Raw genomic sequence first — 21,869 nt, forward strand, 5'->3', positions numbered from 1 at the left:
GATAGCAGAAAAAACAAAACCCCATGGGCCTGGCTCATGGGTTTTTTTGTGGCTATTTCACGCACTCACCACTCACCACTCACCACTCACCACTCACCAATGTGGGAGCGAGCCTGCTCGCGATCGCGGTGGATGCAGCCTGCATCAATGCTGAATGTGCCGCCGTCATCGCGAGCAGGCTCGCTCCCACAGGAGATTTGTGCGGGGCGAAAAATCCACATCACTGACAATCAAATGTGGGAGCGGTGGTGAGGTTTACAGCGGCGCAGGCTGGATGATTTCAACCCAGTAGCCATCCGGGTCCTTGATGAAGGCCAGGCTCTTCATGCGACCGTCGCTCAGGCGTTTCTGGAAATCACAGCCCAGTGCTTCGAAGCGCTCGCAGGCTGCGACGACGTCCGGTACCGAGATGCAGATGTGGCCGAAGCCGCGTGGGTCGGTGTTGCCGTTATGGTAGGCGAAGGCCGGGTCGCTTTCGGTGCCGTGGTTGTGGGTCAACTCCAGGATGCCGGGGATCGACTTCATCCATTCGGTACGCGCCGCCGCGTCCGCCGGGATCTGGTTCTTGTCCACCAGGGCGAGGAAATACAGGCTGAATTCGGCTTCCGGGAAGTCGCGTTTCTCCACCAGCGAGAAACCCAGCACGCGGGTGTAGAAATCCAGGGACTGGGTGATGTCCTTGACCCGCAGCATGGTGTGGTTGAAGACGAACTTGGCCGTGGCGGCGTCGGGTTGGGCGGTGACGCCTGGGAAAGTATTGAGTTCGTGCAGGCTCATGGGCCCTCCGGAAATAAGTGGGGCAAACGGCGTCGCAAGCTTGATTGCGGCGGTTCCTGGGCTTGCGTCAGACGGCGTCCTTGCAGGTGCGCCCATGATACGCAAGGGGCGCGGTGTCGCCAAACCGCGTGTGGCTATTGCCTGGTTCTGCCCCGGGCTTCAGACTTTACGATTCGCCCTTGAGTGCCAACGCAATGATTCGACCGTTCCTTTCGCTGTTTGTCCTGCTGGTTGCCTGCATTGCGAGTGTCGGCGGCGTCCAGGCGGACGAACCGCAGATCGCCTGGCCCCAAGGCTGGGTTGTCGAGCCGCTGCCCGCCGACGCCGCGGCGCCGGGTCCCTTGCGACAACGTGCAACCAAGAGCGATTCGGCAGGCAATGCCGTGATGGTCATGGAATTGACCACGACTACCGTCGAACCCGATCACCAGGTCAACTTGCAAGGCGTGTTGCTGGAAATGCGCAAATCGATCCAGAAGGATTTCTTCCAGGGCGGTTACCAAAGTGTGTGCAATAAGATCCATGCTTCCATGTTGGGCGGCATAACTGCATTGGAAACCACTTGCACGATCACGCAAAACGGACGACATGTATTGTCTCAGGCGCTCGTCGCGGCACTAAACGAGGGCAAGGCTTATGTGCTGTCCTATGCAGGGCAGGCGCGGGTGTTTGTTGAAAGCCAGGATGAAATACAGTCGCTGCGAAACAGTTTGAAACTATAACGCCGTCAGCGTAATACGTTCGTGATTTAATCCAAAAGTTTAGCCCATAAAAAAGCCCTGAGTGTATTCAGGGCTTTTTTGCATCATGGGGGCTGTCAACCACGCAACCAGGAATTAACGGTGGCTGCACCGTACTGTTCTTTCCAGGCTTTCAGGCCGCGGTGATTGCCGCCCTTGGTCTCGATCAACTCGCCCGTGTGCGGGTTTTGGTAAACCTTTACCACTCGCGCACGGCGGGTCTTGACGGGTTTGGTCGATTGCAGGCTCGCCTTGGACGAGTTCGGGTCGAGGATCGCGACGATGTCGCGCAGGCTCTTGCCGTAGGTTTTCATCAGTCCCTGGAGCTTTTCCTCAAATTCGATTTCCTTCTTGAGCCCGGCATCGTTCTTCAGCGACTCCAACTGCTTGAGCTGTTCTTGAAGGGCCTTTTCGGCTGCACGAAATTCAGCGAGTCTGGACAAAATCGTTACTCCAATCAAAATATTTGGCTGATACCAACCGCAAACAAAGCTATAAGCCAAGCGCCTTGGTGTTAATGATTCTCCTGCTATCTGACACAGGTAGAAAAATTGTAGTAGTTAATCCGGAAAGTGTAAATCGTAACTTTTTCGTTATGTAACAACAGCAAGCGTTTTAATCAGTTGGGCATCGTCGTCAATAGAACGGCGGCGGTTAACTGCCATTAATGCCGGGCCAGCGTCTCAATGAACGCCTGCCCGCTAAGCGGTCGACCAAATAGATAGCCCTGCAGAAAGTTCACCCCATGGGCGCTCAGGTAGTCGCTTTGCTCGACGGTTTCGACGCCCTCGGCCACCATGTCCAGGCCCAGCTTGCCCGACAGTTCGATGATGCTGTCGAGCAGGTGCCGTGACAGGGTATCGGCACCGATCATTGCGACAAAACTCTGGTCGATCTTCAGGAAGTCCACGTTGAACTGGCGCAAGTACGCCAGGCTGGAATGACCCGTGCCGAAATCGTCGAGGGCGATCTTGACGCCCAGTTCCCGCAGTTGGTCGAACAGTTGTCGGGTAACGGGCGTAGGTTCGATCAGCTCGCGCTCGGTCAACTCCAGCACCAGGGCAATCGTACCCGGCGCGAAGGCGCTGAGAAACTCGCGACAATCGTCCACCAGCGCCAGGTCCTGGCAGTGGCGGGCGGTGATGTTGATGCCGACATGAAACGGCGCTTGGAGTTGAGGCGCAAGCGGTGCCAGCAGGTTCATGGTTTGCTGCATCAGCGCCCGGGTCATCGGTACGATCAGGCGGCTGTGTTCGGCGAATGGAATGAACAGGTCCGGGCGTACCAGGCCTTCCTTGGGGTGGTTCCAGCGCATCAGCACTTCGACGCCGGCCCAGCGTTTGCTGTCGCTGTGCACGACCGGTTGCAGGTAGGGCACGAACTCGCCGGCTTCCAGGGCCCGTTGCAGTTCACGACTGGGCGAGGAGGCGCGTTTTTGCAGCCAGTGCCCGAGGCTCCCAGCCACGACGCCGAAGAAAATCAGCAAGCTGAACAGCGGCGGATATTCCCTGGCCATGTAGCGCCAGGTTTCACCCTCATCGAAGCCGGCTTCTACATTGAAGGCGTAGCGTGATGATCCGAGCTCATGCTGGGCGACCGTCAGCCCGGGCAAGGGCGCTGACCGGACCTTGCCGTCCGCCGCCAGCCAGTTAGGCCCGACTTGCAGCCGTAGCGGGGTCTGGCGGCCGATCAAGCGCAAGACGTTCGTCAGGTGGTACCCGTCAAGCGTGGCCAAGGTGCCTTGGCGGCCCTCGTTGAGCCGGTAAATCAGCAGCGCGGTGTCTGGCGTGACCGGGTTGCCGTTCATGAGCCACAACGTGCCTTGATAGTAGTCGCTGGGGTTGACGCGCTCCTCGAAGGCACCGAACAGCGAGCTGCAATACAAGTTGTTGTCCCAGATAAGGTTGGTCGAACGGACAAAGGGGCGGCGCGTCACTTGTTCGCGCAATGCCAGTTTCACCGCTTCGCAGGGTTGGCCGGCCAGGGGTAATAGTTCATGGGCCGCCAAGGCGGTGCTGTCGAGCATCAGCTCGATCTGCCTGACCAGTTCCTCGGCGGTCTGCCGAGTGTGTTGCGCCAGCGTCCGTTCGGCCTGCAGGTACAAAATGGCCAGCCCTGACAGCATCGGTACCAGGCCGCAAAGCAGGGTGACGAGATAGCGACGGGTCCGGGTGTGCGAGCGTGTGGCGGTTAAGGGCATCGGCACAACCTGAGAAGAAAAGGGATGAGGGGCAATCGTCGGATGCCGATCATGATAGATGGCTTGCCGCGTGCTTGCTGACCGCGGTGTGACTGTGGGAGCGGGCTTGCTCGCGAAAGCGTCGTGTCTGTCACCGTTGATGTCGATTGATACACCGCTTTCGCGAGCAAGCCCACAGGTTCAATGCCATGCTCCCCCAGGTTTGATGCTGGGCTCATGACTGCCGGGCCAGCTCGATGAACGCCAGGGTGGCGGGCGAGGCCTGGCGGCGGTCCAGGACGGCCAGGCCAATCTGGCGCGGCACCGGCGGCGACAAGGGGCGCGCGACGAAGCCCGGGCTTTCACCGGCCGGCAACGAGCCTTCGGACACCACGCTCACCGCTTCGCCACGCCTGACGACATCCAGGGTGCTGAGCAGTTGCGAACAACGAAAACGTACGTTCGGTGTCAACCCCGCGGCATTGAACAGGCGCGAAACCAGCTCCGACGATCCGGCCTCGGTGTGCACGAAGGGGTCGTTGCACAGGTCCTTGAGGCTCAGGCTGGTCTGGGCGGCGAGGCGATGGTTAGTGGGCAGCAGGGCGACCATCTGATCTTCCATCAGCATGAACGTATCGAAACGCTCCTCGGGCAGCACCACGAAGCCGACGTCGATCCGCCGTTCGTCCAGCCATTGGATGACCTGCCTGTCGGGTCCTTCGTCGATGTGCACCTCGATCCCCGGGTGCAAGTCTCGATAGCGCCGCAGGAAACCGGGCAGCAGCTTGATCGATGACGTGGGACCGAACGAGCCGATGCGCAAGGTGCCTCGGTGCATGCCTCGGGCATCGGCGGCTTCCTGGCGCAAGGTGTTGGCCAGCCCGAGCATGGCCCGGGCCCGCTGCAGCAATTGCTGACCTATGTCACTGAGTTCTACCTGGGATTGATGACGCCTGAGCAGTTCAACGCCCAATTCCTGTTCCAGGGATTTGATGGCGTGAGATACCGCTGACTGGCCGATGCCCAATCGTGTGGCCGCTGCGGTGAAACCCCGCAACTCGGCGACCAGGGAAAAGATTTCGAGTTGGGTGAGGGTCATGAGGGATTGCTCATTTTACGATGATCGAACATGAACAAGATAATGAGGCATCTGACCTGAATCAGAAAGCAGCACAACCCCCTTTTAGCGAGGTCGCGCCCTGTGGGAGCAAAGCTTGCTGGCGATAAAGGCGACGCGATTCAGCAGGCAAACTGGGTCATCGTTCATCGCGAGCACGCTTTGCTCCCACAGGTTATAACCATGAAAATCCTCGAACAAACCTTCCCAACCCCGTCAGACCTGCCGGTCTACCTGAAGCTCGCCATGGTCACCATGATCTGGGGTGGAACCTTCGTGGCCGGTCGGATCCTTGCCGATGCCTTAGCGCCGATGTTTGCCGCCAGCTTGCGTTTCCTGTTGGCGAGTATCGCGCTGCTGTCGTTTCTCGCCCTGGCCGGGATCCCGCTGGCCAGGCCCAGTGTGAAGCAGGCGCTGCAATTGGCCGCGCTGGGGTTCTTCGGCATTTTTTTCTACAACCTGTGCTTCTTCTATGGCTTGCAGTACATCAATGCGTCGCGGGCCTCGCTGATCGTGGCCTTGAACCCGGCGGTGATCGGGCTGGCGTCCTGGTGGTTGTTCAAGGAGCGGCTGAGCCGCTTGAAAGTGGCCGGCATCGTGCTCTGCATCGGTGGGGCGGGGCTGGTGATCGTCAGTCGTGATCCGTCCTTGCTGCAAGGCGCAGCGCAAGGCTGGGTCGGTGACCTGCTGATTTTTGGCTGCGTGTTGGGCTGGGGCATCTATTCGTTGTTTTCCAGGAGCCTGAATGACAGCCTCGGCCCCTTGCAGACTGTGACCTGGTCGATTCTGTTGGGCACGCTGATGTTGTGGCTGGGCTGCGCGGCTGCCGGCCAGATTCGCTTCGAAACCCTGCGCGGCCTGGACGTGGAGCAATGGCTGAGCCTGTTGTACCTCGGCGTGCTGGGCTCGGCCCTGGCCTATATCGCCTGGTACGACGGCATTCGTCGGATTGGCGCGACCCGCTCCGGCGTATTCATCGCGCTCAATCCGCTGACGGCGGTGCTGCTGGGGGCGCTGCTGCTGGACGAACGGCTCACGGCCTTGATGTGTGTCGGCGGGGGCGTGATCCTGGTGGGGATTTTCCTGTGCAACAAACCCCTTGCGCGGTCGAAGGAAAAGGCGATTTGATACAGAAGGCGGACAAACATGGTTACGCTGTGTAGAATCGATTTACGCATATAAGAATAACGTCTTCTGGCAGCAGAAGCCTCGCCCGCAAGAGCCTTGGGTCGACAATGAAGATACTTGGGTTTCAACTGATCTATGGCGATTTCCTCGCCCGCAGCGTTCGTGGCATTTCCTGCGCGCCGCCCCGTGTCCTCAGCATCGCCAGCAACTAACGTTTTTTGTTAATTGACCAGCATGATGAGGCGCCGACATGGCAGATCTATACGAAAACCCCATGGGCCTGATGGGCTTCGAATTCATCGAATTCGCATCCCCGACCCCCAACACCCTGGAGCCGATCTTCGAGATCATGGGCTTCACCAAAGTGGCCACCCACCGCTCCAAAAACGTGCACCTGTATCGCCAGGGCGCGATCAACCTGATCCTCAACAACGAACCCCACAGCGTGGCATCGTACTTTGCCGCCGAACACGGTCCGTCGGTGTGCGGCATGGCGTTCCGGGTCAAGGATTCGCAGCAGGCCTATAAGCGTGCCCTGGAACTCGGCGCCCAGCCGATCCACATCGAGACCGGCCCGATGGAGCTGAACCTGCCGGCGATCAAAGGCATCGGCGGTGCGCCGCTGTACCTGATCGACCGTTTTGGCGAAGGCAGCTCGATCTATGACATCGACTTCGTGTTCATCGAGGGCGTGGACCGCAACCCGGTGGGCGCGGGCCTGAAAATCATCGACCACCTGACCCACAACGTCTATCGCGGGCGCATGGCCTACTGGGCCGGCTTCTACGAGAAACTGTTCAACTTCCGCGAGATCCGCTACTTCGACATCAAGGGCGAATACACCGGCCTGACCTCCAAGGCCATGACCGCCCCGGATGGCATGATCCGTATCCCGTTGAACGAAGAGTCGTCCAAGGGCGCCGGGCAGATCGAAGAGTTCCTGATGCAGTTCAACGGTGAAGGCATCCAGCACGTGGCCTTCCTCACCGAGGACCTGGTCAAGACCTGGGATCACCTGAAAAGCATCGGCATGCGCTTCATGACCGCGCCGCCGGACACCTACTACGAAATGCTCGAAGGCCGCCTGCCGAACCACGGCGAACCGGTGGATGAACTGCAATCGCGGGGCATTCTGCTGGACGGTGCTTCCGAGCAGGGTGACAAGCGCCTGCTGTTGCAGATCTTCTCGGAAACCCTGATGGGGCCGGTGTTCTTCGAATTCATCCAGCGCAAGGGCGACGATGGTTTTGGCGAAGGCAACTTCAAGGCGCTGTTCGAATCCATCGAGCGCGACCAGGTGCGTCGCGGGGTGCTTGCTACCGAGTAGCGCCTGACCGCTTGAAAAAGCCCGCCCGGCGATTGTGTCGGGCGGGCTTTTTCATGTTTCAGCTGACGTTGCGACTGTTACAAGGGGAACTGAGCAATCCCCATGTCAAACGTCTGCACATGAGTCAGGCCATGCTGGTTCTCCAAATGAGCCATGAGCTCTTTCATACCGTCGAATTTATTTTCTATGCTCATTCTCCAGCGTGCGTTGGTGATATATATCTGGCTGCCTACGTTATTGACCTTTGTTCGTTTGACTTCGCCATCCCTGGACCTGTGGTACAGCTCAATTCCCTCGGGTCGATAATTGACAATGTACTGTCCGGGCCTGGTCAGCAGCGGGTATTGATCAACGAGTCGATGAGGCGACGCGGGGATGACCGTAGTGCCGGGCACCTGCTTCATGCCACTGCCTTGGAGCGCCCACACAAGCCTGTCGAGGCTGTTGAACTGCACCTCATGCACCATGCTCAACCGTGTGAATGGGACTGCGACTGAAAACTTGCCATCGTTCATTTGCACAGGGATTGTTTTGAATGGGTCACTGCCGTCGAGCTTGAGGTAAAGCACAAAGCCTGCTTCCGATCGCTCAATCAGGAATTCATTGGGCCGATGCAATAGATTGCCTGGGCTGGCGATCGGTCGTTGTATCGGTTGGGTGCTGACACTGACTTCCCACAGCAGATCCGATTTCACGAATTGGTGGGAGGAAGGGGGAGTGTGAGTGTTTACGGCTGGCCGCAGGACGGGCAACCGATTCGAAATGATTTCACCTTCATCGGGAATCACCCGGTTGGGTTGGCCGCCAACATCAACGACACGAATCCCGATGGCCCCTTGCAATGGCGCGAGTCCCGGAACGTTTCGAACGGTACTGGCGTGCCCGCTGGCAACCAGGGCCACCCATTTATGCGCGCCCTGTTGAACTTGATCGCTTTCGATAATGGTGTGGGCAATGAACTTGAAACCTCTCGATCGTAGGGGAGAGTACGTCCTCAGGTCATCTCTATAAGTGACAGACGTATCGAGAGCTCGCACCTGGATGCCATGCTGTTGGGCGATGGTGACCAGATTTTCCAAGCTGTGGGTACCTTGCGGGTCCACGCGTTGAAGCTCATCCTGACGACGAAGGTTAGTCCGCAACTTCTCGGACATTATCCCGCTGGAGGCGAAAGCGGTCAGTAGCGGTTGATCGTACTCGGTCATCAAGTTCTCCAAGTAAAGCGTCTTGACCTGTTGTGTCGCCAGCGCCTCCATATTGTCGATCAGCAGCGTTCTTGCGCCGACCGCGTCATAGGCGGCCTCCAGGACCAGCCCATTGGACTGGCGATAGACACTCTGGAGAATATCGGAGGCGGGGCTGTAGATCGGGAGTGTGGGCGCAGGTGGTTTAGGAGGTAACGAATGACGATCAAAGAACCGTTGGCTGGCGTCGACAATATCCCATTTGCGTTGCCCATGCTCTCTGGGCGCGCGGCCGAGGTCAGGGGTCAAGTCAATCTGTTGAAAAATACCATAAGGGTCCGCAGGGAGTCGGGGGCGTCGGACAATCGTTTCAAGGACATTTCTGTATGGCCTGGATAATTCATAAGGCGTCAGTCCTTGACCACCCACTTCCAGGCTCAGGTTTGCGGTAGAGAGGGGTGATTCCTGCGTTATGCGCAAGGCCGGCCCCCTGGGGATATCCTCGACTCGAATATGCAGGACACCCTGAAATTGCTCCAGGCGGGGACGACTGGCGTAGCTACTCCACCCCTGATCATCGTGCTGTTGCTGGTAGGAGGGCGACTCTCTTTGACGCTCCCGAGGGGCGCCTATCAACGCGATCCATTTACCTTCGGGGTGACTGAGCCTGTCGGCCTTGATCACTTGGTTGGCATGGTATGCGGAAAGCCCCTGATATTCTCCATACAACAGTGTCTGCCGATAGCTGGCGGCACAAGCCAGGCCTCTGACCCGTATGCCATTTTTTTGCGCCGCGATGATCAGACCTCCATAGGTGTATGGGGTTGGCGGGACCGCGTCGGTATTTACATCCAAGTGTTTTAGATGCCTGCCCAGCGCGTTGCTCACTTCTGCGGTTTCAAACAAACTGTCCAGGGCGATCTGATCGATGTCGATTCTCAAGCGATCCAGGTACAAGGTGGTGACACCGTTTGCTGCCAACGCTGACATGTTGTCCATCAGTTGCATCTTGCTGCTGGTGCTGGTGTAGTTTTCGCTCAGTATCACGCCTTGGGAGCCCTCAAGAATCGTCTCGATAAGCTTCGCAAAAGTATCCACGTCGGCCAGAGAGGGAAGCGGTGGGTGAGGTACCGGCGTGACGGCGCGATAGAACGTTTGAGCGTCGTCGCTCAACCGCGTCAGTTGAGTCGAGTAAAACGGCTTCAACGTCGCTTCGCGAGTTCGGCTATCTGCGCCGATCAAAGCCTCACTACGCCGGTCAAAACTCGCTCGGTGTTCCGTTTGCAGTTGATAGGGGCGCAAACCATTGGCAAAGATGTTTTCGCGCCAGTACATCTCGCCTTCAGGCCTGTAGAGCGCAGGCCCTGAGGGCTGCGATTCGTTCGGGCTTCTTGCGCAATATGCGCCCAGAGCGGTGTCGTAGGCCACGCTGGCAACCTTGCCGCCCCCTAGATCGACGTACATTGCAGAGCCCTCGACTCTGATCCCGTCGCTGCGCGGTGGCGGCAACCCTTGCCACGGATCGAATGCGTAGCTGACCAGCGATTGTTCCAAGGGCCGCCCAGTTGTAAGCGTGTCCCGTGAAGCGTCGGTCACTTCAACAGTCGGTTGTTGCCCCCTGTCGGGAGAGCGGGTGGCAGAGCCGCCTGGCTCCGATGGCGGGGTGAACGGACGTGACGTGCTTGCAGAGTCTGGCAACCTCCCAGGTTCGGGAAGCCGCGGCGTATTCGGCAGGCCGATATCGGCATCAGGCCTTGGCGTGCCCGTTTCCTTTGGGCGCTTGGGTTGTTTTGGAGCCATTTTGTTCGTCCTTGATACATGCGGGTGAGCGCCGCAAGCCTGATGGAGGCGCTGCGGCTGGTTTTTTCAAAAGGCCTTATCGGCGGGGTGCTTCTAATGGTCCAGAGCCGTTCCGATGGTCTGAACCTCGTGGTCTATTTGTCTATTTTCAGGAGGGGTTTTGCGGGACTCCTTGGTTATAGGTCCGCTCGCGAACCAACCCGTGCTGGCTTTCCAAATGAGCCATGAGGGTCGCCACGTCGGGGTATAGGTGTTCTGCGTCCATTCCCCAATCGTTGTGGTCGATATACACCTTGCCGGTTTTCTTGATTTTGTTGATCTGTATGAGTTGGACTTCGCCGTGCCTGGACCGATGGAACAGCTCAGCGCCATTGGAGGTGTGATTGATGACGTACTGCCCAGGCTGGGTCAGCTCAGGGAATTGATCGAAGAGCCGGCGAGGCGACACGGGAATGGACGTAGTGCCGCGGATCTGTACCATGCCGGCACTCTTGAGTGTCCACGCCAGATTATCCAGGCTGCTGAATTTCACTAGATGCATCATTTTCAGGCGATCGTAGGTATGAGGTATGTCGACTGAAAACTTGTCATTGCTCAGGCGCACGGGGAAGGTCTGAAAGTCCGAGCGCGAGCTGGGTAAAAGGTACAGGACGAAGTCTTCTCCCGACTTTTCGATCAGGAAGTCCGTGGTCCAGTGCAATAACTTGCCCGGGTTGATGGAGGGCCGTGGAATCGGTTGGGCACTGACATTGACCTCCACCAACAAGTCCGATTTCACAAACTGATGTGAGGGGCGTGGCGGGTGGGCACTCTGAGCAGGCTGCTGGTATGGCAACAGGCTCGTCATGATTTGGCCCTCGTCGGGTATTACCCGAGTGGGTTGACCGCCAACATCAGTGACACGAATGCCAATGGCACCTTGCAGTTCCGCAAGCCCCGGGACGTTTCGGACGGTATTGGCATGCTCGCTTGCGACCAGCGCCACCCATTTGTGCGGGCCCCGTTGAGCCTGATCGCTCTGGATGATGGTGTGGGCAATGTACTTGAAGGAACTTGGGCGCGCGGGCTCATAGGCTCTCAATTCGTCCCGGAAAGAGGCCGTCGTGTCGAGCGCTTGCACCCTGAGGCCATGCTGTCGGGCGGTCGTTATAAGATGTTCTAAAGTGTGGGCGCTTTGCAGGTCCACTTGTTGAAGTTCATCCTGACGACGAAGGTTGGCCCGCAACTTCCCGGGCATTTCACCGGTGTAGGCGAAAGAAGCCAGTGGCGGTTGATCGAATTCGGTGATGAGGTTTTCCAGATACAGCGTCTTGACTTGTTGCTTCGCCAGCGCCTGCATGTTGTCGATCAAGAGCGTTCTTGCACCTTGGGCATCATAGGCCGCCCCCAGGACCAGTCCGTTGGACTGATGATAAACACGCTCGAAAATCGTTGAGGCTGGGCTGTCGGGCGGCAGTGTCGGTGCCGGCGGTTTAGCAACGGGCCAATGCCGATCGAAAAACCGCTGGCTGGCGTCGACGGTATCCCAGGCGCGTCGCGAGCGTGCCCGCTTCGCCACCTCCAAGTCGAAGGGGGCGTATGGCTGTAAATACTTGGTGGGGTCGTGGTTGGGGGCTTTGGAAAGATCAACGCTTCGAATGTCGGCTTCGAGAACGCTTCGGTATCGGCGGGGTAATTCATAGGGCACCAACCCTCGATCACCGACTTCCAGGCTCAGGTCCGCAGTGGAACTTGGGGGCTCTTGAATGATACGCAGGGCCGGGCCATGGGGAGCGTCCTCGACACGGACGTTCAGGATCCCTTCAAGTCGCACCTGTTTGTAAGCCATCGGAGGTGGATAAAAAAACTCCCTGCCGTGGAGCTGTTCATAGGCATTCGAATTTCTTCGACGTTCATGAGGCGCGTCTATCAGCGCGACCCACTTCCCCTCGGGATGGCTGAGCCTGTCAGCCGTGATCACTTGGATGGCGTGATAAGCCGAGTGACCTTCGCGCTCGTGCTCGAGCATATCCTTCCAGTAATAGGCGGCAAAATCCAGGGCCCTGACCCGGATACCCTGCTTCTGTGCCGCGCTGATCAAGCTCGAATGAGTGTATGGGGTTACAGGAAAATCATCGGTATCGCCACGCAGGCTTCTCAGGCGATCCATCAGGCCGCTGCTCATTACGCCGGTTTTGTGGAAGTCATCGAGGGCGACCTGATCGATATCGGTTCTGAAATGATCCAGATAAAGCGTGGTCACACCGTTTCCCGCCAGCGTCGGCATGTTATCTATCAGTTGCATCTTGCCGCCGGTGCCGGCGTAATTTTCGGTCAGTATCATTCCTGGTGAGTTCGCAAGGATCGTCTCGACAAGCTTCGGAAAAGAATCCACGCCGACCAGAGGGGGGACGGCAGGACGGGGTGTTGGCCTGGCAACACTGAAAAATGCGTCTGCGTCTGTTCTGGCCCGCAGCAGCGGAGCTGAGCAAAGCGGCAGCAACTGGGCATCGCGAAGATGGATATCCTGAGTAATCAGCCCCTTGATACGTCGGTCAAAACTTGCCCGGTGTTCAGGCTTCAGTTGATAGGCGCGCAATCGCGTGGCAACCGTGTTTTTGCGCCAGTACGTTTCGCCTTCGGGCCTGTAGAGCGCAGGGCCTAAACGCTGCGACTCGTTCAGACTCTGTGCGCAATAGGCCGCCAGGACGGGATCGTAGGTGACACGGGTGACCTTGCCATCAGCCAGATCCACGTACATTGCATCGCCGTCGACGCGAATCCCATCGTTGCGAGGCCGTGACAACCCTTCGGGCGGATCGATTACGTAGCTGGTCAACGACGGTTCCGGGGGGCGCGCAGCAGTCGTCGGAGCCCCCCTTGAAGTGTCGCTCACTTCGACGCTCGGTTGCTCGGGAGGATGGTGGGTGGAGCTGCCTGGTCGCGACGACGTGGTGGGGCGCGAGGTGCTCGCCGAACCCGGCAACCCCGCAGGTTCGGACAGCCGCGGTATTTTGGGCGGCTGGATATCGGGATCTGGCGACAGCCTGCCCGTTGTCTTTGGGCGTGTGGGCTTTTGGGGAGACATTTTTTCCTCCTTGATTACCGTGTCGTAAAGGCCCCAAGTACCCGCGCCGTACCACCTCGGCACGTTGGCGTGGTTTCTGAGGCGGTTGGTTTTTCAAAAGACGTTATCGGTGTGTTTCCTGTGATAACCCAGCGCTGTTGCGATGGTCAGCTCCGAGCTAAGAACCTGCCGAGTGTCATCACTGTCGACGACCCATCGCTGCTCCAAGGTGTCGTAGAAAATCGCCCCTGGCGTGCCATCGATGAGGCAGATGCCTTCGACGCTGAGGAAGGTGGTTGCCAGGCGATCGTCCGCTTGGTGAGCCAGGATCTCCTGCAGAATGGGAGGAATAAGGGTGGGGCGCCGAATGTCCATGCTCAGCAGCCTCGCTTTTGCCTCACTGAGGTCAATCAGGTAACAATTGCCGGATGCGAGCACTACGTACACGCTCTCCTTGGGTTTGCCGGAGGCGGGCGTTTGTTCGACGAGTAGTCGCACATCGTCAATCAATATCCAGCCTTCGCCAACACGTAGATCGGTGTAATCCAGGTCTTTGGATAATGTGTCGGTGTACACGGTCCATGCCGACGACTCTATCTCGCTTGTTGTTAACAACCGGAGGGTCGCTCCGGGGCTGGGGTGGATTTCGTAGGCGCTGGCATTGCCCTCCAGCACGTATATGTTGTTGTGCCGGCGCTCCGGTACGGTGATTTTTTGTGGTTTGGCGGCTAACCGTATGACTTCGTCCATGGGACGATTGAAAAGATAATGACCATTTCGCCTGCGTAACGCATGGCTGCCATCCACCACTCGTTTACCAGGTTGTCGATGGTCATCGAGATAGGAAGTCCGTGGTTGGAGAACCCTGTAGGACGTGCCATCGCGAAGCACCAGGATGATCGAATGCACCAGCGTCACGCCAGAAGACATGAGTATGCCCGCTACGTTCGTTGGCGCACCCGCGCCGTTCTTTGAGTAATGCTTCAGCGTTAATTGGGTGTTATCGCTCAATTGCAGGGTCAGGCTCATATCGCTATAGGTCAGGTAGCTGAAGTGACCGACGTCCCGGCTGGTGACGTCGCGTACGTCCTGCAGTTCGGTGCTGTCATAGTCCAGATACAGTGTGGTGGTGGTTTTATCCCGTCGTTCCTGGATTTCGAAAGCCGGGTCGTTACATCCTCTGGGGATGAAGTAATTCTCGAGTGAGGCGTGCGGTAGAACGCCGACGCCGCCGTTGAAGATGACCGGAGCGGTTGGCGATACGCCGTGTTCCAGCACAACCATGCTGATGTCGTGATCGTGCATGGATTCCAGCTTGCCCGGCAGATCCGGCTTGAGGGTAAAACCGTCCTGCGTGATGAATAACACAGCGTCATTACGTAGGATTCGGTATGTATCAACCGTCTGATAGGCATCGATGATGCTGACTTGCCGGGGCATGTCGTATCCGTCGGCGCCGCGAAGTATTTTTACGTTCAACGATGTGCCTTGGACCTGCCAATGCGAAATGGCTTCCATTGCGCAATCCAGTTCGATGATGCTCAGTTCCTGGCCATCTTCGGTTATTTCCACTTCGCCGCCTTTGAGCGCCACGAAGTAGCGATCCTTGCCCTGGCCGCCGTCGACTCGGCTGTTGTAGCCCATAAGGCGAAACACATCGTCGCCCTCTCGGCCAGTGGCTGTGTCATTGGAACCGTTGAGGGTGATTGTATTTGCCTCCCGGCTGCCCAGGACCCGACTGCTGCCGCCGGGCACGGTCTCGACGTTTTCGATCTCGGTCATCGTTGCGTAGCGCACCGGTGCGGTGTCGTCGGGGGCCTTCAAAAGCGAAATTCCGTCGCGCAGATCGATCTCATGGCCGATGTAGGTCAATGTGTTCAACGACGGGACCTGCCCCTGCAAGGACACCGTGTCGGTACCGGCGCCACCGTGTAACGCGTTCATGGCATCTGTGGTGGGGGTCTTGAGGGTTTCGTCGACCTGGAAGATAAAGGCGTCATTTTCATCGCCGCCTGTCAGGTTCTTTTTACCGGTCGTGAAACTGAAGTAATTGGATTTATCACGGACGCCGAAAACCTGGTCGTCACCGCCTCCCAATTGCCAGTAGATGCCTTTGTTTTTTCCCGGTTCGCCGACGCTGACGCCAGGGACCTTATCCAGTCCATTAGCGGCGTAGATCACGTCGTCGCTGTCCACCACGGTCGGTGTATTGATCGCCTGATAGGGCTCCTCGCCGTCTTTCCAATAGAATTTCCAATGCTTGACCGGTCGCATCTCGACATCGAATCGACCACTGACGATGGCTTCTACGCTGGATTTCATTTCCCCGTCTAGCAGCTTCTGGGCTTGTTCCTTCAAGGCCTTGGCATAGCTGACGCGCGTATGTTCGACCTGATAGCGCTCCAGCACGCTGGCATCCAGATCTTGCCCGGTGAAAGCGAACCAGCCCGAGCGCCAGCGCTCGCCGACACTGAGCTCGATGTAATCGTCGATATCGTCGACCTGACGGACCGCGCCATAGATTCGGGCGCCCAGGATCAGTGTGGCGCATGCCAGCAATCCAACAGGGCCGGCGGAATTGAAACCGGCCAGCGCCGCGACGCCGATCGCCACCGAGAGGCCGGCGCTCGTCAGGCTGAAGCCGGCATTGACATAGTGATCCATCGCCTGCTTGCCCGTGGTGGTGACCGCAGCGTCCAAGGCTCTAATAGCAAGGTAGATATCGAAGGGCAGCGTGAGGACGGCGGCCATCAGGCTGGCGCCGCGGATCAGCCATACGCCCTGCGATGTCGCCAGGAAGCCCTTCAACACCTTGTCACCGTTGCGCAGTGTTTGGCGCAGCACCTCCTTGTTCTGAACCAACATTGTCCCGGTTTGCGAGAGCCCGCGTTCGACGAGCATCGAGGCTGCTTCGCCGGCAATTTCTCCAGCATTGACCCCGACTTCAGTCGCGTCGCCTTTTTGTAGACCGTCACGGATCCCCAGTAGGCCAGAATAGATGCCATACACTTGCATGCCCAGGCCGGCGGTCACCATAGTCTTGGACTTCAGTTTATTGACCCACTTCGGCATGCTTGACGCAGCCGGCTGGTTTTTTTTCGCTTCTGCCGCTCTCAAGGTGTTGAGCAATTTGTCGAGTTGGGTCATCGACGAACTGGGTGCGCTCCCCGGTCGTGTATCAAATAGGGGGGGTGTGCCGGGTGACCGCACAGAGGCGAGTTCGAAGAGCATCAACGTGGCGTCGGGAGCCTCGGCCGAGGGCTGGGCCTTGATGTGCTGCTCGACTTTAAGCGGGTCGAACTGGATGGTGTCGATCAACGCGCCGTCCGGCTGCAGGAGCGGCGGCAAGTCGGTACCGGCGCTAGAGCCGTCGAGCTGTGCACCCATTCGATGAAGTTCGACGCGGCTGACACTCAACTCGCCGATTTTTACGGAGCCCAGGCGCCTGTCCAACTCAAGAAGGTGCGCCTGCGACACGGGAGCGGATTGGGGCCGAGGCTTGGCGGAAGCCGCACCCCGATTCGGGACGAGATCGGTGACCAGTACAGATGTGATCCGCTTCACCTCGTGCTGGGCGGATTCCTTGCCAGAAGAAAGTGACATCGATAATTCCTTTTATCGTAAGGTTCTGCCGAATGTCCTCCTGACATTCGTAAGCGCATGGTAAACCGTGCCGACCTTGGCGGTTCGGCTGAAAATGTGTCCTGATGCGAGTAGGTCGTCAGGCTTTGCGCTGCTGCCGCACCAAGTGCTTGAAGCCTTCGAACACCAGCACCGCCACGGCCATCCAGATGGGGATGTAGGTCAGCCATTCACCGGCCTTGATGCTTTCGCCCAGCAGCAGCGCAACGCCCAGCAACAACACCGGTTCGACATAACTCAACAAGCCGAACAGGCTGAACGGCAGCAGTCGGCTGGCCATGATGTAGGACACCAGCGCGCTGACACTGATCAACCCGAGCAACGGGATCAGCCATGTCAGCCGCGGGTATTGATCGAACACGTTGAAACCCTGTTCACCGCTTTGCACGAACCACAGCGCCACGGGCAGCATCAGGGTCATGTCTAGCCAGAGTCCTCCGAGGTTGTCGGTCTTGATGCGTTTGCGCAGGATGAAATAGATCGGGTAGCCGATCACCACCAGCAAGGTTGCCCAGGAAAAACCACCGACCTGATACAACTCGTTGAACACGCCAAGGGTGGCGAAGAACACGGCGACTTTCTGCAGGTAGGAAAGGCGTTCGCCATAGACGATGCGTCCGGTCAACACCATCGACAGCGGCAACAGGAAGTACCCCAGCGACACGTCCAGGCTGTAGCCATTGAGCGGTGCCCACATGAACAGCCACAGTTGCGCGCCCAACAGTGTCGATGAGGCTATTGCCGCGATCAACAGCCGTGGCGTGGCGATCAGGCGCTGGATCAGCGCCGTGACCAGTTTCCATTCCCGCGTCACCAGCAGGAATGCGGTCATGCAGGGCATTGTCAGCAGCATGCGCCAGCCGAAGATTTCCACGCCGGTCAGCGGTGAGAGCAACGAGGTGTAGTAGTACATGACGGCGAACAGCGCAGAGGCTGAAACCGATAAAACGATGCCTTTGGACACGGTGATTCTCTTGAGGGCGATCAATCAACACCCTACCTGTGGTGTGGGAGTTGACGGTGGGAGCAAAGTCTGTGGGAGCAAGGCTTGCTCGCGATCGCCTCGCCACGGTTTAACAGTGAACCGGGTTATCGTTCATCGCGGGCAAGCCTTGCTCACACAAGCCCGGTTCCCACAGGCACCCGTCCCGGCACGAAATGGCCCACATCATTGAACCCGGGCGTTGAAGCATGCCCCGGCGTCACCAGCGAATCGATGAACGCTTCATCTTCTGCGCTGATCTTCACCGACTGGGCCTTGGTGTACGAATCCCACTGCTCCTCGGTGCGCGGCCCGACGATGGCCGAGGTCACGGCGCTGTTGTTCAGCACCCAGGCGATGGCGAACTCGACGATACCTACGCCGCGGCCTTGGGTGTATTGCAGGATCTGCTGGGCAATGCGCAGGGACTCGATCCGCCATTCGGTTTCCAGGATGCGTTTGTCCTGGCGTCCGGCACGGCTGTTGGCATCCGGGGCCACGTCTGGTGCGTACTTGCCGCTGAGTACCCCGCGGGCCAGGGGGCTGAACGGCACCACGCCGAGGCCGTAGTTCTGTGCGGCAGTGATCTGTTCGGTTTCCGCCTGGCGATTGACGATGTTGTACAGCGGTTGGCTGATCACCGGTCGGTCGATGCCCAGGCTGTCGGCGATCCGGATCACCTCGGCGATACGCCAGCCACGGTAGTTCGACAGGCCCCAGTAGCGGATCTTGCCCTGGCGAATCAAATCGCCGATGGCCGACACAGTAACGTGCAGCGGGGTGTTGTGGTCTTCGCGGTGCAGGTAATAGATGTCCAGGTAATCGGTGCCCAGGCGTGTCAGGCTGGCCTCGATGCCATTGAATAAGTGCTTGCGGCTCAGGCCGCTGCGATTGGGTACGCCGTCCGCTGGACCGAAGCCGACCTTGGTGGCCAACACCCATTCCTGGCGGCGACTGGCGATCGCCTCGCCGACGATCTCTTCGGAACGGCCGTTGGTGTAGACGTCTGCGGTGTCGATGAAGTTGATGCCCTGGTCCCAGGCCTTGTCAATGATCCGCAGTGAATCCTCGGTGCTGGTCTGCTCACCGAACATCATGGTGCCCAGGGTCAACGTCGAGACTTGCAACCCGGAGTGGCCTAGCGTGCGGTAGCTCATGACAAGATCCTTTTATCCATGGGGAAAGGCTCAATCAAACCCCAGAACCACCGCACGGATCAAACAGAATTCTCAAACACCCCTAAATCAACTGTGAATTTGAACAATAATGCCCGGTGCTTTTTGGGCCGCGGACCGGCGTCACGGCGGGGGTCAACGGGCAGCATACTGTGCATCGGAACCGGAGAATCACATGAAAATAGTCATCGCCCCAGACTCGTTCAAGGACAGCCTCAGTGCCCAGGGCGTCGCCGATGCCATCGTCCAGGGGCTGGCCGAGGTCTGGCCGGATGCGCAGTTGATCAAATGCCCGATGGCGGACGGCGGGGAGGGGACGGTGGAGTCGGTGTTGGCGGCCTGTCACGGTGAGTGGCGTTGCACCCGGGTTCGTGGTCCGTTGGGGGTCGCTGTCGAGGCGCGCTGGGGCTGGTTGGCCGAGAGCCGCACCGCGATCATCGAAATGGCCGAGGCCAGTGGCTTGCAACGGGTGCCGCCGGAGCAACGCGACGCCTGTTCCAGCAGCACCTACGGCACTGGCGAGCTGATTCGCGCGGCCCTCGATGAAGGCGCCGGTCGGGTGATCCTGGCGATCGGCGGCAGTGCCACCAACGACGCCGGGGCCGGTGCGATGCAGGCCCTGGGCGTGGCGTTGCTGGATAAACATGACCAGCCTCTTCCACCCGGCGGCCGGGCCTTGGCGAGCCTGTCGCGCATTGACCTGAGCGCCCTGGACCCGCGCCTGGCCCGGGTCAGCTTCGAGATCGCCGCCGATGTCGACAACCCATTGTGCGGACCCCACGGCGCTTCCGTGATCTTCGGTCCGCAGAAGGGCGCCTCGGCCCAGCAGGTGCAGGCGCTGGATCGGGCCCTGGGGCATTTCGCCGGACACTGCGCCCAGGCGTTGAACAAGGATGTGCGCGACGAGCCGGGCAGTGGCGCCGCCGGGGGCCTGGGGTTCGCGGCCAAGGCGTTCTTGGGGGCGCAGTTTCGTACCGGCGTGGACGTCGTCGCCCAGTTGACCGGACTGGCCGAGGCGGTCAAGGGCGCCGACCTGGTGATTACCGGCGAAGGCCGTTTCGACGCCCAGACCCTGCGCGGCAAAACCCCCTTCGGCGTGGCCCGCATCGCCCGCCAGCATGGCGTACCGGTGGTGGTCATTGCCGGCACGCTGGGGGAGGGCTACCAGGCGCTGTATGAACACGGCATCGACGCCGCCTTCGCCCTGGCCAGCGGGCCGATGACCCTGCAAGAAGCCTGCACCGATGCCCCGCGGCTGTTGAGCGAGCGTGCCGGGGACATTGCACGGCTTTGGCGGGTGGCCGCCCGATAGACCCTGTGGGAGCAAGGCTTGCCCGCGATACAAGCGCTGCGGTCCCCCAGGAATCGAGTCGCCAATATCGCGAGCAAGCTTTGCTCCCACACGGTTGAATTTGAGATAGGGTTGAGGCTGGATATCGCGCTATCAGGAGAGATACATGCGCTTCTCTGCTTTAACCCAACGCATCACCGGCGACGGCGCCGCCGCCTGGCAGATTCATGACCGGGCGCTGGCCATGCGCGAACAGGGCATGGATGTGTTGCTGCTGTCAGTGGGTGATCCGGACTTCGACACCCCGCGCGCCATTGTCGACGCCGCCGTGGGCAGCCTGCGGGCCGGTGAGACCCATTATTCGGACCCCCGCGGCCTGCACACCTTGCGGGCCAGCATTGCCCGGCGTCATCGCCTGCGTTGCGGCCAGCCTGCGGGGGCCGAACAGGTCGTCGTGCTGCCGGGGGCGCAATGCGCGGTGTATGCGGTCGCGCAATGCCTGCTAAACCCTGGTGACGAAGTCATCGTCGCCGAGCCGATGTATGTCACCTATGAGGCGGTGTTCGGTGCCTGCGGGGCGAAAGTGGTGCCGGTGGCGGTCCGCCCGGAGAACGGATTTCGGGTTGAACCTGCGGACGTTGCCCGTCTTGTGACTCCACGTACCCGGGCGGTGCTGCTCAACAGCCCGAACAACCCGTCCGGTGCCAGCCTGCCGATGTCCACCTGGCAAGCATTGTCCCGGTTGTGCATCGAACACGACCTGTGGCTGATCAGTGACGAGGTCTACAGCGACCTGCTCTACGACGGCGAACACATCAGCCCGGCCAGCCTGCCGGGCATGGCCGAGCGCACCGCGACGATCAACAGCCTGTCCAAATCCCACGCCATGACCGGCTGGCGCATCGGCTGGGTCATCGGCCCTGAATCCCTTGCCGATCATTTGGCGAACCTGTCCTTGTGCATGGTGTTCGGCCTGCCGGACTTCGTGCAACGGGCAGCCCAGGTCGCGCTGGAGCAGAACTTGCCGGAAGTGGCGCAGATGCACGAGGAATTTCGCCAGCGCCGGGACCTGGTTTGCGCCATGCTTGACGACTGCCCGGGCCTCAAGCCGGTGCGGCCCGATGGCGGCATGTTTGTGATGGTCGACGTGCGTCAGACCGGCCTCGACGCCCAGGCATTTGCCGAGCGGCTGCTGGATGACTACGGCGTATCGGTGCTGGCCGGCGAGGCGTTCGGGCCCAGTGCGGCGGGGCATATCCGGATCGGGTTGGTGGTCGATCAACTGAAACTGACGGATGCGTGCCAGCGGATCGCCTCGTGTGCGGTGGATCTGCTGCGGGCCCAGCGGTAACGTTTTGTTGTGGCTGTGTGAAATTGTGTAAGGGTTTTGCTCGTCGATGAGCGAGGGCGTATATCCTTGGCAGCTTGAGATTTTCTGCGCCTGGCAGGTCCTCATCGCGAGCAGGCTCGCTCCCACATTG

15 protein-coding genes are annotated in these 21,869 nt (G+C 59.3%); 6 read left to right on the forward strand and 9 right to left on the reverse strand.

From position 1 onward, the window contains the following. Positions 1 to 255: 255 nt before the first annotated feature. Positions 256 to 777 (reverse strand): lactoylglutathione lyase, encoded by a 522-nt coding sequence (gene gloA, locus AACY42_RS08875; protein WP_339478682.1) that lies wholly within the window; start codon positions 775 to 777, stop codon positions 256 to 258. Between the two features lie 194 nt (positions 778 to 971). Between gloA and AACY42_RS08880 the strand changes: the two genes are divergently transcribed. Next, positions 972 to 1,499 (forward strand): DUF4946 domain-containing protein, encoded by a 528-nt coding sequence (locus AACY42_RS08880; RefSeq protein WP_339478898.1) that lies wholly within the window; start codon positions 972 to 974, stop codon positions 1,497 to 1,499. Positions 1,500 to 1,594: 95 nt separating this feature from the next. Here the strand turns inward: AACY42_RS08880 and AACY42_RS08885 are convergent, their stop codons facing one another. The 3 genes from AACY42_RS08885 to AACY42_RS08895 all read right to left on the reverse strand — a co-directional run bounded on the left by AACY42_RS08885 (position 1,595) and on the right by AACY42_RS08895 (position 4,795). Beyond that, the gene (locus tag AACY42_RS08885) at positions 1,595 to 1,960 is read right to left on the reverse strand and encodes a histone-like nucleoid-structuring protein, MvaT/MvaU family (RefSeq protein ID WP_339478683.1); all 366 of its coding nucleotides are present in this window, start codon (positions 1,958 to 1,960) and stop codon (positions 1,595 to 1,597) included. 221 nt (positions 1,961 to 2,181) lie between these two features. After that, positions 2,182 to 3,717, reverse strand: a complete 1,536-nt coding sequence (locus AACY42_RS08890) for an EAL domain-containing protein (protein WP_339478684.1) — start codon at positions 3,715 to 3,717, stop codon at positions 2,182 to 2,184. 214 nt (positions 3,718 to 3,931) lie between these two features. Further along, positions 3,932 to 4,795: a LysR family transcriptional regulator gene (locus AACY42_RS08895; RefSeq protein WP_339478685.1), complete on the reverse strand. Its 864-nt coding sequence runs from the start codon at positions 4,793 to 4,795 to the stop codon at positions 3,932 to 3,934. Positions 4,796 to 4,996: 201 nt separating this feature from the next. Between AACY42_RS08895 and AACY42_RS08900 the strand changes: the two genes are divergently transcribed. Continuing rightward, positions 4,997 to 5,941 carry a DMT family transporter gene (locus tag AACY42_RS08900; RefSeq protein WP_339478686.1) on the forward strand — a complete coding sequence of 315 codons (945 nt, stop codon included), beginning with the start codon at positions 4,997 to 4,999 and terminating at the stop codon, positions 5,939 to 5,941. 250 nt (positions 5,942 to 6,191) lie between these two features. Continuing rightward, positions 6,192 to 7,268 (forward strand): 4-hydroxyphenylpyruvate dioxygenase, encoded by a 1,077-nt coding sequence (gene hppD / locus AACY42_RS08905; RefSeq protein WP_339478688.1) that lies wholly within the window; start codon positions 6,192 to 6,194, stop codon positions 7,266 to 7,268. 77 nt (positions 7,269 to 7,345) lie between these two features. Here hppD and AACY42_RS08910 read toward each other — a convergent pair whose 3' ends face one another. Next, positions 7,346 to 10,252, reverse strand: coding sequence for a membrane-targeted effector domain-containing toxin (locus AACY42_RS08910; protein WP_339478689.1), 2,907 nt, complete (start codon positions 10,250 to 10,252; stop codon positions 7,346 to 7,348). Positions 10,253 to 10,400: 148 nt separating this feature from the next. Continuing rightward, complete coding sequence (locus AACY42_RS08915) at positions 10,401 to 13,070, reverse strand: membrane-targeted effector domain-containing toxin (protein WP_339478690.1); 2,670 nt, start codon at positions 13,068 to 13,070, stop codon at positions 10,401 to 10,403. Between the two features lie 88 nt (positions 13,071 to 13,158). On the opposite strand from AACY42_RS08915, the gene AACY42_RS08920 reads away from it, so the two are divergent. Then, positions 13,159 to 13,347, forward strand: a complete 189-nt coding sequence (locus AACY42_RS08920) for a hypothetical protein (RefSeq protein ID WP_339478691.1) — start codon at positions 13,159 to 13,161, stop codon at positions 13,345 to 13,347. Positions 13,348 to 13,412: 65 nt separating this feature from the next. On the opposite strand, the gene AACY42_RS08925 is transcribed toward AACY42_RS08920, so the two are convergent. The 3 genes from AACY42_RS08925 to AACY42_RS08935 form a co-directional block, all read right to left on the reverse strand. Next, positions 13,413 to 16,901, reverse strand: coding sequence for a calcium-binding protein (locus AACY42_RS08925; RefSeq protein ID WP_339478692.1), 3,489 nt, complete (start codon positions 16,899 to 16,901; stop codon positions 13,413 to 13,415). Positions 16,902 to 17,019: 118 nt separating this feature from the next. Beyond that, the gene (gene rarD, locus AACY42_RS08930; protein ID WP_339478693.1) at positions 17,020 to 17,904 is read right to left on the reverse strand and encodes an EamA family transporter RarD; all 885 of its coding nucleotides are present in this window, start codon (positions 17,902 to 17,904) and stop codon (positions 17,020 to 17,022) included. Between the two features lie 152 nt (positions 17,905 to 18,056). Next, complete coding sequence (locus AACY42_RS08935; protein ID WP_339478694.1) at positions 18,057 to 19,079, reverse strand: aldo/keto reductase; 1,023 nt, start codon at positions 19,077 to 19,079, stop codon at positions 18,057 to 18,059. 193 nt (positions 19,080 to 19,272) lie between these two features. Between AACY42_RS08935 and AACY42_RS08940 the strand changes: the two genes are divergently transcribed. Next, positions 19,273 to 20,409 carry a glycerate kinase gene (locus AACY42_RS08940; RefSeq protein WP_339478695.1) on the forward strand — a complete coding sequence of 379 codons (1,137 nt, stop codon included), beginning with the start codon at positions 19,273 to 19,275 and terminating at the stop codon, positions 20,407 to 20,409. A 145-nt stretch (positions 20,410 to 20,554) separates the two neighbouring features. Further along, on the forward strand, positions 20,555 to 21,739 hold the full coding sequence (locus AACY42_RS08945; protein ID WP_339478696.1) for a pyridoxal phosphate-dependent aminotransferase: 1,185 nt from the start codon (positions 20,555 to 20,557) through the stop codon (positions 21,737 to 21,739). Positions 21,740 to 21,869: the final 130 nt, after the last annotated feature.

Source organism: Pseudomonas sp. RL_5y_Pfl2_73, assembly GCF_963970515.1.
GTDB lineage: Bacteria > Pseudomonadota > Gammaproteobacteria > Pseudomonadales > Pseudomonadaceae > Aquipseudomonas.

Coding starts and splice junctions, on each gene's coding strand:
- gloA (WP_339478682.1), bottom strand. CDS start 777: ATGAGCCTGCACGAACTCAATACTTTCCCAGGCGTCACCGCCCAACCC.
- AACY42_RS08880 (WP_339478898.1), top strand. CDS start 972: ATGATTCGACCGTTCCTTTCGCTGTTTGTCCTGCTGGTTGCCTGCATT.
- AACY42_RS08890 (WP_339478684.1), bottom strand. CDS start 3,717: ATGCCCTTAACCGCCACACGCTCGCACACCCGGACCCGTCGCTATCTC.
- AACY42_RS08895 (WP_339478685.1), bottom strand. CDS start 4,795: ATGACCCTCACCCAACTCGAAATCTTTTCCCTGGTCGCCGAGTTGCGG.
- AACY42_RS08900 (WP_339478686.1), top strand. CDS start 4,997: ATGAAAATCCTCGAACAAACCTTCCCAACCCCGTCAGACCTGCCGGTC.
- hppD (WP_339478688.1), top strand. CDS start 6,192: ATGGCAGATCTATACGAAAACCCCATGGGCCTGATGGGCTTCGAATTC.
- AACY42_RS08910 (WP_339478689.1), bottom strand. CDS start 10,252: ATGGCTCCAAAACAACCCAAGCGCCCAAAGGAAACGGGCACGCCAAGG.
- AACY42_RS08925 (WP_339478692.1), bottom strand. CDS start 16,901: ATGTCACTTTCTTCTGGCAAGGAATCCGCCCAGCACGAGGTGAAGCGG.
- AACY42_RS08935 (WP_339478694.1), bottom strand. CDS start 19,079: ATGAGCTACCGCACGCTAGGCCACTCCGGGTTGCAAGTCTCGACGTTG.
- AACY42_RS08940 (WP_339478695.1), top strand. CDS start 19,273: ATGAAAATAGTCATCGCCCCAGACTCGTTCAAGGACAGCCTCAGTGCC.
- AACY42_RS08945 (WP_339478696.1), top strand. CDS start 20,555: ATGCGCTTCTCTGCTTTAACCCAACGCATCACCGGCGACGGCGCCGCC.